This window comes from Microbacterium sp. H6, from assembly GCF_003314775.1.
Taxonomy (GTDB): Bacteria; Actinomycetota; Actinomycetes; order Actinomycetales; family Microbacteriaceae; genus Microbacterium; species Microbacterium oxydans.
The window spans coordinates 52592-64717 of record NZ_QOAY01000192.1 but is presented as its reverse complement, the minus strand read 5'-3'; the positions used below and the strand labels follow the sequence as shown (position 1 = coordinate 64717).

12 protein-coding genes and 1 pseudogene are annotated in these 12126 nt (G+C 67.9%); 7 read left to right on the top strand and 6 right to left on the bottom strand.

Annotated features, from left to right (window positions below; genetic code table 11):
• Positions 1 to 540, bottom strand: a pseudogene (locus tag DSP71_RS23800) (pyridoxal 5'-phosphate synthase lyase subunit PdxS); the annotation flags it as partial.
• Between the two features lie 89 nt (positions 541 to 629).
• On the opposite strand from DSP71_RS23800, the gene DSP71_RS12895 reads away from it, so the two are divergent.
• The gene (locus DSP71_RS12895) at positions 630 to 1937 is read left to right on the top strand and encodes an aminotransferase class I/II-fold pyridoxal phosphate-dependent enzyme (protein ID WP_113681279.1); all 1308 of its coding nucleotides are present in this window, start codon (positions 630 to 632) and stop codon (positions 1935 to 1937) included.
• 46 nt (positions 1938 to 1983) lie between these two features.
• Complete coding sequence (gene pdxY / locus DSP71_RS12890) at positions 1984 to 2835, top strand: pyridoxal kinase PdxY (RefSeq protein ID WP_058633080.1); 852 nt, start codon at positions 1984 to 1986, stop codon at positions 2833 to 2835.
• 12 nt (positions 2836 to 2847) lie between these two features.
• On the opposite strand, the gene DSP71_RS12885 is transcribed toward pdxY, so the two are convergent.
• The 5 genes from DSP71_RS12885 to DSP71_RS12865 all read right to left on the bottom strand — a co-directional run bounded on the left by DSP71_RS12885 (position 2848) and on the right by DSP71_RS12865 (position 7862).
• Positions 2848 to 3390 carry a hypothetical protein gene (locus DSP71_RS12885; RefSeq protein ID WP_258546431.1) on the bottom strand — a complete coding sequence of 181 codons (543 nt, stop codon included), beginning with the start codon at positions 3388 to 3390 and terminating at the stop codon, positions 2848 to 2850.
• A gap of 8 nt (positions 3391 to 3398) precedes the next feature.
• Positions 3399 to 3953 (bottom strand): HIT domain-containing protein, encoded by a 555-nt coding sequence (locus DSP71_RS12880; RefSeq protein WP_046747170.1) that lies wholly within the window; start codon positions 3951 to 3953, stop codon positions 3399 to 3401.
• Positions 3950 to 5956 (bottom strand): threonine--tRNA ligase, encoded by a 2007-nt coding sequence (gene thrS, locus DSP71_RS12875; RefSeq protein ID WP_113681277.1) that lies wholly within the window; start codon positions 5954 to 5956, stop codon positions 3950 to 3952. The genes DSP71_RS12880 and thrS overlap by 4 nt, the downstream gene beginning before the upstream one ends.
• Positions 5957 to 6042: 86 nt before the next feature.
• The gene (locus DSP71_RS12870) at positions 6043 to 6708 is read right to left on the bottom strand and encodes a response regulator transcription factor (protein ID WP_046747172.1); all 666 of its coding nucleotides are present in this window, start codon (positions 6706 to 6708) and stop codon (positions 6043 to 6045) included.
• On the bottom strand, positions 6705 to 7862 hold the full coding sequence (locus DSP71_RS12865) for a histidine kinase (protein ID WP_113681276.1): 1158 nt from the start codon (positions 7860 to 7862) through the stop codon (positions 6705 to 6707). Before DSP71_RS12865 ends, DSP71_RS12870 begins: the two co-directional genes overlap by 4 nt.
• A gap of 165 nt (positions 7863 to 8027) precedes the next feature.
• Here DSP71_RS12865 and DSP71_RS12860 point away from each other — a divergent pair, with 165 nt between their 5' ends.
• The 5 genes from DSP71_RS12860 to DSP71_RS12840 form a co-directional block, all read left to right on the top strand.
• A complete protein-coding gene (locus DSP71_RS12860) occupies positions 8028 to 8978 on the top strand; it encodes an alpha/beta fold hydrolase (protein WP_058633044.1) in 951 nt (316 codons plus the stop codon).
• A gap of 58 nt (positions 8979 to 9036) precedes the next feature.
• On the top strand, positions 9037 to 9456 hold the full coding sequence (locus tag DSP71_RS12855) for a hypothetical protein (protein WP_113681275.1): 420 nt from the start codon (positions 9037 to 9039) through the stop codon (positions 9454 to 9456).
• 32 nt (positions 9457 to 9488) lie between these two features.
• A complete protein-coding gene (locus tag DSP71_RS12850; protein WP_061018761.1) occupies positions 9489 to 10841 on the top strand; it encodes a deoxyribodipyrimidine photo-lyase in 1353 nt (450 codons plus the stop codon).
• A gap of 67 nt (positions 10842 to 10908) precedes the next feature.
• On the top strand, positions 10909 to 11514 hold the full coding sequence (locus DSP71_RS12845; protein WP_113681274.1) for a hypothetical protein: 606 nt from the start codon (positions 10909 to 10911) through the stop codon (positions 11512 to 11514).
• Positions 11515 to 11630: 116 nt separating this feature from the next.
• On the top strand, positions 11631 to 12126 hold a 496-nt coding region (locus DSP71_RS12840), incomplete at its 3' end, for a copper resistance CopC family protein (RefSeq protein WP_258546430.1).

Here is a 12126-nt window from a genome sequence, read left to right as displayed (position 1 = left end):
CAGGGACGTGAGAGCCGCGATCTCGCCGCGGATCTTGCGGATGTGCTTCATCGCCTCGGAGACGTCGCCGGTTCCCGCCTCACCCTTGGACCGGATCATGGCTGCGCCCTCGTTGATGCGGCGGAGCGCCTCACCGAGATTGGTCGCGCCGCAGACGAACGGGACCGTGAAGCCGTACTTGTCGATGTGGTTCACGTAATCGGCAGGCGAGAGGACCTCCGACTCGTCGATGTAGTCCACGCCGAGTTCCTGCAGCACCTGGGCCTCGACGAAGTGACCGATGCGCGCCTTCGCCATCACGGGGATGGACACCGCATCGATGATGCTGTCGATCATGTCGGGGTCGCTCATGCGAGAGACACCACCCTGCGCGCGGATGTCGGCCGGGACGCGCTCGAGCGCCATGACGGCGACGGCTCCGGCGTCTTCGGCGATCTTCGCCTGATCCGCCGTGACGACGTCCATGATGACGCCGCCCTTCAGCATCTCGGCGAGACCGCGCTTGACGCGCGGCGATCCGGTGGTTGTCTGGTCTGCCATGGGAACTCCTGTCGGATGCACCGAAGTCGGGTTTGATCTAGATCAAACATAGCACTGTCCGATTCGACCTAGAATCGCTGAGGAGGACCATGAGCGACCAGATCACAGGCACCACCGCAGCGGACATCGCCGACAGCGTGCGCTCCCTGCGCGACCGCGGAATCCTCCGCCCCGGCAGCGTCCTCCCCCCGGTGCGGGAGCTCGCCGCCACGCTCGGCGTCAACCGGAACACCGCCGTCGCCGCGTATCGACAGCTCGCCCAGGCGGGGCTCGTGCTGTCTCGCGGACGAGCAGGGACCATCGTCGCCGGCTTGGAGGCAGTGGCGCAGGAAGGCTATGCCCCCGACACCGTCCTCCGCGACATCGGCACGGGGAACCCCGACCCCCGCCTGATCCCCGATCCTGCACCGGCCCTGATGACCATCGCCTCCCGCCCTGTGCTCTACGGCGAGCCCGTGATCGATCGCGGACTCGAGGAGTGGTCGACGCGCTGGATCTCGCGCGACCTCGACGGCGTCGACTTCCGTATCACCGTGACCAGTGGAGCTGTCGACGCCGTCGAGCGGCTGCTCGCCCAGGCGCTGATGCGCGATGACGCCGTCGCCCTGGAGGATCCCTGTTTCCTCGCGAGCATCCACACGGTGCGGCTGGGCGGCTATCGCGCGGCTCCCGTCCCCGTCGACGCCGAGGGCATGACCGTTGACGGTCTGCGAACCGCGCTGGAGGCGGGCGTCCGTGCCATCATCTGCACGCCGCGGGCGCAGAATCCGACCGGCGCGAGCCTCACCGCTTCCCGGGCCGCCGAACTCCGTGCCGTGCTCGCCGACCACCCGTATGTGCTGATCATCGAGGACGACCACTTCTCGATGCTCTCGCAGCGACCCTACGAGTCGCTCATCGGACCCGAGCATCGCCGGTTCGCCCTCGTACGCTCTGTGTCGAAGTTCCTTGGTCCGGACATGTGCCTCGCGATCGCAGCGACGGACGCGGAGACCGCCGAGCGCCTCGCGATGCGGCTGAGCCCCGGAACGACATGGGTGAGCCACCTGCTGCAGCGTCTCGCTCTTACACAGCTGACCGACGAGACGGCGATGTCGGAGGTGGCAGCGGCTGCGGAGCACTACGCGCAGCGCAACGCCGCCTTCGCCGAACGACTCCGAGCGAGTGGTATCGAGGCCACGGTGTCCGACGGCATGAGCCTGTGGGTCGAGTTCTCCCAGCCGGCTCGGACCATCGCCGACCGCCTCATGCGCCGCGGATGGCTCGCCCGCACCGGCGACGACTTCGCGCTCGATGAGAAGGCGGAGCCCTCTCATCATCTGCGTCTCACCGTGCATGACCTGTCCGACGATGAAGCAGAGTCGCTGGTCGCAGACCTCGTCGCCGCCGGGCGATGACCACACCTCGCGGGCACCGGCCCGCCCTGAACGAAAGAGTCGGAGAATGAAGATCCTCTCCATCCAGTCAGCCGTGGCCTACGGGCATGTGGGGAACTCGGCCGCCGTGTTCCCGCTGCAGCGCATCGGTGTCGAGGTGCTGCCCGTCTACACCGTGAACTTCTCCAACCACACCGGCTACGGCGCCTGGCGCGGTCCTCTGATCGCCCCGGGTGACGTCCGCGAGGTCATCACCGGCATCGAGGAACGCGGTGTCTTCGGCCAGATCGACGCCGTTCTCAGCGGCTACCAGGGCGGAGAGGGCATCGGAGACGTGATCATCGACGCCGTCGCACGAGTGAAGGCGTCGAACCCGAACGCGGTGTACGCCTGCGACCCGGTCATGGGCAACGCGAAGTCGGGATGTTTCGTCGCCCCCGCGATCCCGGTGCTGCTGCGTGAGCGCGTGGTTCCCGTCGCCGACATCATCACCCCGAACCAGTTCGAGCTCGGCTTCCTCACCGACACCGAGCCTGACACGCTGGAGTCCACTCTCGCGTCGGTCGATCTCGCGCACGCGATGGGTCCGCGCACCGTGCTCGTCACCAGTGTCGAGCGCCCCGATCGCGAAGAGGGGACGATCGAGATGCTCGCCGCCGATGAGAAGGGTGCCTGGCTCGTGCAGACCCCGCACCTGCCCATGAAGGCGAATGGTTCCGGGGACGTGACCGCCGCGCTCTTCACTGCGCACTACGTCGAGACCGGCAGTGCCAAGGTCGCGCTCGAGCGCACGGCGTCCAGCGTGTACGACCTGCTCAAGGCGACGCTCGAGTCCGGAGAGCGCGAGCTGCAGCTCGTCGAGGCCCAGGAGTTCTACGCGAACCCGCGGCTGCAGTTCACGGCGCGCCAGGTGCGCTGAGCCGGGCGTCCGTCATCCGGTGGGGATGGGCAGCTCGCGATACGCGGCGAGCCAACCGGGGTGGTCATCGGGGCAGAGATACTTCATGCCTGAGATCGCCAGGCCTCCGAGCATGAAAGGCAGACCGGGGTCGCTCTCTTCGAACGCATTCGACCAGGAGCCGATGATCTCGGAGGAATCGATGTGGTCACCGACCTTGCTCGCATCGACCCGGTGCTCGGACTCGATCGCGACGAGGCAGACGTCGATCGTGAGCTCGAGGCTCATCCAGGCGACGTCCTCATCGGGTATGCCTGCCCAGACTCCGCTCTCGATCACGTCGTCGACCAGCGCCTGCTGTGCCGGGGTCTTCGGAGAGAGGCGTCCCTCGTTCTCCGCGAACCCCTGGGCGAGGTAGAAGGCGCGCCCCTCGTCCTCTACGCTCGTCGGTGCCGCCGTCGGTGTCGCCGTCCGCTGGGGATCGGGCTGCGGTGCACAGGCGGCCATGGATGAGGCGACGCCGAGGACGATCGCTGCTGCGGCGAAGCGATGCCGGAGAGCCATCGGGTTCAGCACACCGCGAGTCACGCGTTCGGGCGAGGCCAGGCGTCAGCCACGGCTTCGCGCACCTCGCCCAGCAGCTGCGGGAGCGCCTTGGTCTTCGCGATGATCGGGAAGAAGTTCGCGTCCGACGTCCACCGTGGCACCACGTGCTGGTGCAGGTGGGCGTCGACGCCGGCCCCCGCCACGGCGCCCTGATTCATGCCCAGGTTGAAGCCGTCGCAGCGCGAGACCTCGCGCAGCACGCGCATCGCCGTCTGGGTGAGCGCGCCGATCTCGGCGACCTCCTCCGGCGTCGCCTGGTCGTAGGTGGCGATGTGGCGGTAGGGGCAGACCAGCAGATGGCCGGAGTTGTACGGGAAGAGGTTCAGCAACACGTACGCCGTCTCGCCGCGTGCGACGACCAGCCGCTCGGCATCCGGGAACTTCGGCGCCTCGCAGAACGGGCACTCTTCGCGCAGGGGCTCCGGTCCCGCCTGGATGTACGCCATCCGGTGCGGGGTCCACAACCGCTGGAACTCGTCCGGCACCCCGGCGAGGCGTCCGGCATCCTCCAGCGGCTGCTCCCCGTCGGTCACGCCAGGTCCCCTGCTGTCTGCACGAGGGCGTGGGAGTCGATGGCCGCGCGGATGCGCGCTACGGCGTCCGCGATCGGTACACCGTTCTCCTGCGCCCCGTCGCGGTAGCGGAAAGAGACGGTGCCAGCGTCGCGGTCCTTCTCCCCCGCGATCAGCAGCAGCGGCACCTTGCCGGTCGTGTGCGTCCGGATCTTCTTCTGCATGCGATCGTCGGACGTGTCGAGCTCGGCACGCACGCCCTGAGAGCGCAGTGTGTCGATCACGTCGCCCAAGTAGTCGGCGAAGTCGTCCGCCACCGGGATGCCCACGACCTGCACGGGAGACAGCCACACCGGGAAGTCACCCGCGTAGTGCTCGAGCAGGATCGCGAAGAACCGCTCGATCGAGCCGAACAGCGCGCGGTGGATCATGATCGGGCGCTTCTTCTGCCCGTCCTTGTCCATGAACTCGAGGTCGAAGCGCTCCGGCAGGTTCGGGTCGACCTGCACAGTCGAGAGCTGCCAGGTGCGACCGATCGCATCACGCGTCTTGAGGTCGATCTTCGGGCCGTAGAACGCGGCCTCACCGGGGACCTCTGTGAGCTTGAGCCCTGAGGCCACCGCGACACGGCGCAGCGCGTCGGTCGACGACTCCCAGAACTCGTCCGAGCCGATCCACTTGGACTTCTCGTCGTCCTTCATCGACAGCTCGAGTTCGAAGTCGGTCAGACCGAAATCGCGGAGCATCGAGAGGATGAAGTCGAGGACCTTGGCGACCTCGGCCTCGAGCTGGTCGGGCGTGACGAACAGGTGCGAGTCGTCCTGAGTGAACCCGCGCACACGCGTGAGGCCGTGCAGCGCGCCGGAGAGCTCGTTGCGGTAGACCGTGCCGTTCTCGGCGAACCGCAGCGGCAGATCACGGTAGCTCCGAGCGCGCTCCTTGTAGATGAGGATGTGCATCGGGCAGTTCATGGGCTTCAGGTAGTAGTCCTGGCCCTGCTTGGTGATGTTGCCCTCGTCGTCGCGCTCCTCGTCCATCACGATCGGCGGGAACATGCCGTCCTTGTACGTGACGAGGTGGTTCGAGGTGAGGAAGAGGTCTTCCTTGGAGATGTGCGGCGTGTACACGTAGGTGTAGCCGCCCTCGATGTGGCGCTTGCGCGCGTGCTGCTCCATCTCACCGCGGATCACGCCGCCGCGCGGGTGCCACACGGACAGGCCCGACCCGATCTCCTCGGGGAACGAGAACAGATCGAGTTCCTTGCCGAGGCGGCGGTGATCGCGCTTGGCTGCTTCCTCGAGACGGTGCTGGTAGGCGCGCAGCTCGTCCTTCGTCGGCCAGGCCGTGCCGTAGATGCGCTGCAGCTGCGGGTTCTTCTCGCTGCCGCGCCAGTACGCGGCAGCGATGCGGGTGAGGTCCCATCCGTTGCCGATCATGCGCGTATTGGGCAGGTGCGGTCCGCGGCAGAGGTCCTTCCAGACGACCTCGCCGTCACGGGTGGTGTTGTCGTAGATCGTCAGCTCGCCCTCGCCGACCTCGACAGAGGCGCCTTCGGCGACCTCCTTGCCCGGGCCCTTGAGCCCGATGAGCTCGAGCTTGAACGGCTCGTTCGCGAGCTCGGCGCGGGCCTCCTCGTCGGTCACCACACGGCGGACGAACCGCTGGCCCTCGCGGACGATGCGCTGCATCTCCTTGGTGATGGCCTTGATGTCCTCCGGCGTGAACGGGGTCTCCACGCCGAAGTCGTAGTAGAAGCCGTCGGTGATGGGCGGGCCGATCCCGAGGTTCGCCTGCGGGTTGATGCGCTGCACCGCCTGCGCCAGCACGTGAGCAGCCGAGTGACGGAGGATGTTCAATCCGTCCGTGCTGTCGATCGTGACCGCCTCGACCTCGTCGGTCTCGGTCACGGTCGTGGCGAGGTCCTTGAGCTCGCCGTTGACGCGCATCGCGACGACGTTTCGGTCAGTGAACAGGGCGAAGCCGTCATTCGGCCGGGCGTTTTCAGGCACAGAAACTCTCTCCATCTGGGTCGATACCCAGGTTACTCGCATGATCCCGTCGTCCTGACCGCCACGAGCATGTCCGGCCCCGTCGTCTCACGGGAGGCCGTTCACGCCCCGGGGATCACGACTCCCGACTCGTAGGCACGGATCACCAGTTGGGCCCGATCGCGCGCCTGCAGCTTGGACATGATGCGATTCACATGGGTCTTCGCGGTGTGGGGTGAGATCACGAGTGCTTCGGCGATGTCCTGGTTCGAATCGCCCCGCGCCACGAGGAGCAGCACCTCACGCTCGCGGTCGGTGAGCTGTCGCAACGGCTCATCGTGCCATGCTTCAGCACGCGGGAGCTGCGGCAGCACCGAACGCTCGATCAGCGAACGAGTCGCCGCCGAGGAGAGGAGCGCATCCCCCCGGTGCACGACCCGCACGGCGTCGACGATCTCCTCCGGCTCCGCTCCCTTGCCCACGAAGCCGCTGGCGCCCGCTCGAAGGGCTGCCACGACATAGTCGTCCTCCTCGAAAGTCGTCAGGATGAGCACGCGGGTCGCCGAGGACGGGGACGAACCCGTGATCTGGGCGGTGGCCGCGATCCCATCGAGCTCAGGCATCCTGATGTCCATCACGACGACATCGGGGCTGGACCGGCGCACCTGCGCGACGGCGTCTCGCCCGTTCGCCGCTTCGCCGATCACCTCGACGCCGCCGTCGATCAGGATGTCGCGAACGGCCTGGCGAACCAGCGGCTGGTCATCGACCACGAGCACACGGATCATCGCTGACCTCCTTCCAGCGGAATCCGCACATCCAGTCGGAACTCCTCGCCGACCCTGCCGGTCTGCACGTCGCCGCGAACGGCGACGACGCGCTCGCGAAGCCCTCGTAGCCCGTGACCCCCTGACGCGGCAGGAGCCCTCGCCTCATCTACCGCGGGATTGACGATGGTGAGTCGGAGCGAGTCCTGCTCAGTGCGGATCCGGACGAGCGCCGCGTCACCTGCCCCGTGCTTGTGGGCGTTCGTCAGACCTTCGAGGATCACGAGGAACGCGACGTGGTCGCTTGCCGGCGACAGCTGCGGTCGATCCGGGGCGTCCTGCAGCTCGACACGGAGCCCGGCCTCGCGGAACTGCGCGACCAGAGCGTCGAGGTCGGCGAGTCCCCGCTGCGGGCGCAGATCACGGACGTCCTCAGGATCGTCGGACCGAAGAAGTGCCATCAGTCCCCCGATGTCGGCGAGAACCGTGCGCGAGGAACGACGGATCGTGCTCAGCGCCTCCCGCGCCCGCTCCGGCCGGAGGTCCAACGCGGATGAGGCGACGCCGGCGTTCAGACTGATGACCGAGATCTGGTGCGCCACCACGTCATGCAGGTCGCGAGCGATGCGCACCCGCTCCTCGGCGACCCGACGTCGCGCTTCCTCCTCGCGTCCCTGCTCCGCACGTTCCGTGCGTTCGGTCATCGCGATGACGAATTCCCTGCGAGACCGGGTGGCGTCTCCCAGCGCGCCGGCGAGAGCGACGATGAACACGAACTGCAGCGCGCGGGCGTCCCAGAGATCGCCGCCGAGCGGAATCGCACTGACGAAGAACACGATCACCGTCGCCGCGCCGACGGCGGTGACCCCCACGAGACGCCCGCGCCGATCCACGGTGGCGAATGCACTGATCGCCACAGCGATGAGCGCACTCGGTGACACCACTCCGGCGAACGCCAGGAACACGGCGCATGCCAGGCTGACGCCGAGCGTGAAGAGCGGGAAACGACGACGGAGCAGCATCGCGGCCGCCGGCAGGAGCGCGACCACCATCAGCCATCCGTCCGCGCGGAAGCCGTCGTCGGGGAACGGCGACACGGCGAACAGCGTCACGATGAGCACGGCGAGCACGTCGCCGAACAGCGACGCGATTCGTGGAGGACGAGCTGCCGACATCACACCAGTATTCCGCGCACCGTCGCGCCGGGGATCCCCCGGCGGGATGAGACGGGATACCGCGATCGCGGTACACGAATGCCCACGGCACGACGATGCGGTAGCGCACGCGCATCGGAAAGCTGGAAGGGAGGCTGCACACGGAGTGCGCTCGGAGAGGTCTGCATGAACAAGCACGTCAAGAGAACGCTCATCGCAGTCGCCTCCGTCATCGGGGTGGTCGCGCTGGGCCTTGCGACGACCACCGTGGGAAACGTGGTCGCGACCGCGATCGAACAGGATCGCATCGAACCCTACGGGCAGAAGGTCGCTGTGGACGGTCGGGAGATGAACGTGCTGATCGTCGGCGAGGGCGCGGAGGACGTGGTGCTCCTTCCCGGCTTCGGCACCGCATCGCCCGTCCTCGACTTCGAGCCGCTCGTCGCCGAGCTCGCGCAGGACCATCGCGTGATCGTGGTGGAGCCCTTCGGCTATGGGCTGAGCGACGGTACGGATCAGCCGCGCACCACCGAGAACATCGTGAGCGAGACCCACTCCGCCCTGCAGCAGCTCGGGGTCGACGAGTACGTGCTGATGGGGCATTCCATCGCGGGCCTCTACGGCATCCAGTTCGCGAATCGCTATCCCGACGAGGTGCGGGCGTTCGTGGGGATCGACAGCAGCGTCCCCGGCCAGCCGGGCTCCGACACGGAGCTGCCGGTCGGGCTGTTCGGCGCTGCGAAGAACCTCGGACTCGCTCGTCTCATCGCCTCGATTCGCGGCACGGGGTACGACGAGGCCGTCTACTCCGAAGAAGCACGCGCGCAGATCGCCCTGCTCACCGATCGGAACACGCTGAGTCCGACCTACCTGAACGCGATGTCACTGCTCCCCGTGAACTTCCGAGACGCACTCGGAACGACGTTCCCCGAAGACCTTCCCCTGCTGCTGTTCGTCGTCTCCGACAATCCGACCGTGCCCACGTGGCTGCAGGTGCACGAGGAGCAGGCCGCAACCGTCGCGGATGGCACCGTCGTGCCGCTCGACGGCGAGCACTACCTCCATCACACCCACACTCCGCAGATCGTCGATGCGTTCCGCTCCTGGGAGAGCGAGAGGCCGTCCCTCGTGGAGTGAGGCGGAACTCACAGCGGACGTCATCCGCGCACCGGGGAGCATCACGTAACGTGAACGGATGGACAGAGCAGTCGCACGATGGATCCTGGCGGTCGCGCTCGGCGCGATCGGGGTCGGCCACTTCCTCAGCACCCGCGGATTCCGTGTGGTCGTGCCCGATTGGGCCACCCGCCTGACTCGACTCGACAAGGACACGATCGTGATCGCCTCGGGCGCCGCCGAGATCGCGCTCGCCGCAGGACTGCTCGTCCTCCCGAAGGAACGCCGCCGCATCGGCTGGGCGACCGCCGCGTTCTTCGTCGCAGTGATGCCGGGCAACGTCCACCAGTGGCGGACCAAGCGCTCGACGTCGGGACTCGACACGGATGCACGACGTCTCGGCAGGCTCTTCCTGCAGCCGCTCCTGGTCCTGTGGGCGCTGTGGTCCACAGGCGACTCGACCCCACGCGGCCGACGCAGCCACCGGCGTCGCGCGTGACCCGAGATCGCGCACTCCAGGAGAATGACATCATGACGTCCCCCTCGCTCGTATGGTTCCGAGATGATCTCCGGCTCGCAGACAACCCGGCGCTTCGGGCTGCCATCGATCGAGGGGAACCGGTGCTCGCGCTCTACGTGCTCGACGAGGAATCCCCCGGTGTCCGACCTCTCGGCGGTGCGGCCCGCTGGTGGCTCCACCATTCGCTCGCGTCGCTCGGGGAGCGCCTGCGCGAGCGTGGCGGTGATCTCGTGCTGCGCCGCGGCGCCGCCGAGCGTGTCGTGCGCGAGCTGGTTTCGGAGATCGACGCCGGAGCCGTGTTCTGGAACCGACGGTACGGCGGCGCCGAGCGCGAGATCGATTCGTCTCTGAAGACCGCCCTGCGGGCGGATGGGATCGAGACCGTCTCGTTCGCGGGCTCCCTGCTGCACGAGCCGTGGACTGTGACGACGGGCAGCGGAACGCACTACTCCGTTTACACGCCGTTCTGGCGCGCGTGCCTCTCTCTTCCCGCCCCCCGCGCTCCCTTTCCGGAGCCCCGCTCGATTCCGGGCGTGGGCGATGCACCCGCATCCGATGACCTCGGCGACTGGGGTCTGCTGCCCACCCGGCCCGACTGGGCAGGCGGACTTCGCGAGGCCTGGGAACCCGGCGAGCCCGCGGCGCGACGACGTCTGCGTCGGTTCCTCGACGAGGACCTCCGGGACTACGACCGGGCGCGCGACGAACCTGCCGCCGGAGCCACGTCGCTGCTGTCTCCGCACCTCCGCTGGGGGGAGATCAGTCCCTTCGCGGTATGGCAAGAGGCTGTCGGCGTCGAGGGGGCGGGCGGGTTCCTCTCCGAGCTGGGGTGGCGCGAGTTCGCCTGGCACACGCTGTACCACTCCCCCGATCTCGCCACCGAGAACCTCCGTCCGGAGTTCGACGCCTTCCCCTGGCCGCCGCTGGACCCCGCGCACCTGGACGCCTGGCAGCACGGCGAGACAGGTGTACCGCTCGTGGATGCCGGGATGCGCGAACTCTGGCACACCGGCTACATGCACAACCGGGTGCGGATGGTCGTCGCCTCTTTCCTGGTGAAGAACCTGCTCATCGACTGGCGCCGCGGAGAGGAGTGGTTCTGGGACACGCTGGTCGACGCCGACGAGGCGAACAACCCGTTCAACTGGCAGTGGGTCGCGGGCTCGGGCGCCGATGCGGCGCCGTACTTCCGCGTGTTCAACCCCGAGCTCCAGGCGAAGAAGTTCGACCCCCAGAACCTCTACATCTCCCGTTGGGCAGCCGACGCTCCCACAGAGCCGATCGTCGACCTCGGCGAGACGCGGAAGGCTGCGCTCTCCGCATACGACGTCGTGAAGAGAGCGCCGAAGTCACCGCGCGAATGAGCTGAGAGCGGACGCGGCGCTGCGGCATGCGATGAGGTGTCCGCGCCGTCCATGCCAGACTGGTGCCGTGACCGAGTCCAGGAAGCCAGCCGTCATCCGCGGCTTCGCTGCTTCCTCCCTGGCGATCTTCGTCGCCCTCGCCGGTCACGTCACCGGCGGAGGGCAGATGCCGGGGCCGCTCGGCATCCTCGTGCCGTGGGTGTTCTCATTCATGATCTGCGTGCTCCTCGCCGGGCGGTCGCTCTCGCTGATCCGCCTCGGACTGTCCGTGGCGATGAGCCAGTTCCTCTTCCACACGCTCTTCGTACTCGGCACGGTCACGCCGTCCGGCGTCTCGACACCACACGTGCACGGCGGCCCTCTGGTGATTCCCCCGACGACAGGCATTCCGGCGGAGGTGAGCGCTGACGCGTCCATGTGGCTCGGACACGCTCTCGCCGCCGTGCTGACGATCGCGGCGCTGTACCGCGGTGAGCGCCTGCTCATCGCCGTGCGGGATCTCGCCGCTCAGCTCATCCGGTGGGTGCGTCGGCGTGTCGATCACGTCCTCGTGCTCCCCGGTATCGACGTCGTCGATGCGTTTCCCGGGCGGTTCGACGTCGGTGAGGCCACCAGCCTCATCCTTCTCGCGACTCTCAGAGGTCGTGCACCCCCTCTCGCCGCTGCGATCTGATCCGCGCCCTGGGTCCACCGGCCCCGTGGTGCGTCACCGCCGCGCGCTCGATGCGCGCGGGTTCTGAACGCATGCATGAACGTCGCGCACGCGACGTCTGATGAGAGGCCATTCCCATGTCCCCTGTCCGCAGGATTGCGGCCGGGCTGGCGTTGGCGACGGTCGCGACCCTCGCGATCGCCACACCCGCGTCTGCCCACGACCAGCTGGTATCCAGCACTCCGGCCGCCGATGAGCGGTTGGCATCCGCCCCCGGAAGCATCACGATGACGTTCTCCGGCGAGCTCCTGATCCTCGACGAGTCGCTGACCGGGGCCGTCGTCCTGGTCGTCGACGCCTCGGGAAAGGACTGGGTCGCCGGCGACGTCACGGTCGCCGGGCGCACCGTCACGGCCCCGCTCGCTCCCGAGATGCCTGTCGCGGGCTATCAGGTGCGCTGGCAGGTTGTGTCGGAGGACGGCCACCCGATCGCGGGCGTCATCCCCTTCACGGTCGGCGATGCCGAGCCGATGCGGGCCCCGACGGCCGGCGGCTCGACAGAGAACCCTCCGGCATCCGCAGGACAGTCGGATCAGACCGCAGCAGATTCCGGCGGCATCCCCAGGGTGCTGC

What these genes read in the sequence shown, in the direction of transcription:
- DSP71_RS12895 (WP_113681279.1), top strand. Translation starts at nt 630, where the DNA reads ATGAGCGACCAGATCACAGGCACCACCGCAGCGGACATCGCCGACAGC.
- pdxY (WP_058633080.1), top strand. Translation starts at nt 1,984, where the DNA reads ATGAAGATCCTCTCCATCCAGTCAGCCGTGGCCTACGGGCATGTGGGG.
- thrS (WP_113681277.1), bottom strand. Translation starts at nt 5,956, where the DNA reads ATGGAGAGAGTTTCTGTGCCTGAAAACGCCCGGCCGAATGACGGCTTC.
- DSP71_RS12870 (WP_046747172.1), bottom strand. Translation starts at nt 6,708, where the DNA reads ATGATCCGTGTGCTCGTGGTCGATGACCAGCCGCTGGTTCGCCAGGCC.
- DSP71_RS12865 (WP_113681276.1), bottom strand. Translation starts at nt 7,862, where the DNA reads ATGTCGGCAGCTCGTCCTCCACGAATCGCGTCGCTGTTCGGCGACGTG.
- DSP71_RS12860 (WP_058633044.1), top strand. Translation starts at nt 8,028, where the DNA reads ATGAACAAGCACGTCAAGAGAACGCTCATCGCAGTCGCCTCCGTCATC.
- DSP71_RS12855 (WP_113681275.1), top strand. Translation starts at nt 9,037, where the DNA reads ATGGACAGAGCAGTCGCACGATGGATCCTGGCGGTCGCGCTCGGCGCG.
- DSP71_RS12850 (WP_061018761.1), top strand. Translation starts at nt 9,489, where the DNA reads ATGACGTCCCCCTCGCTCGTATGGTTCCGAGATGATCTCCGGCTCGCA.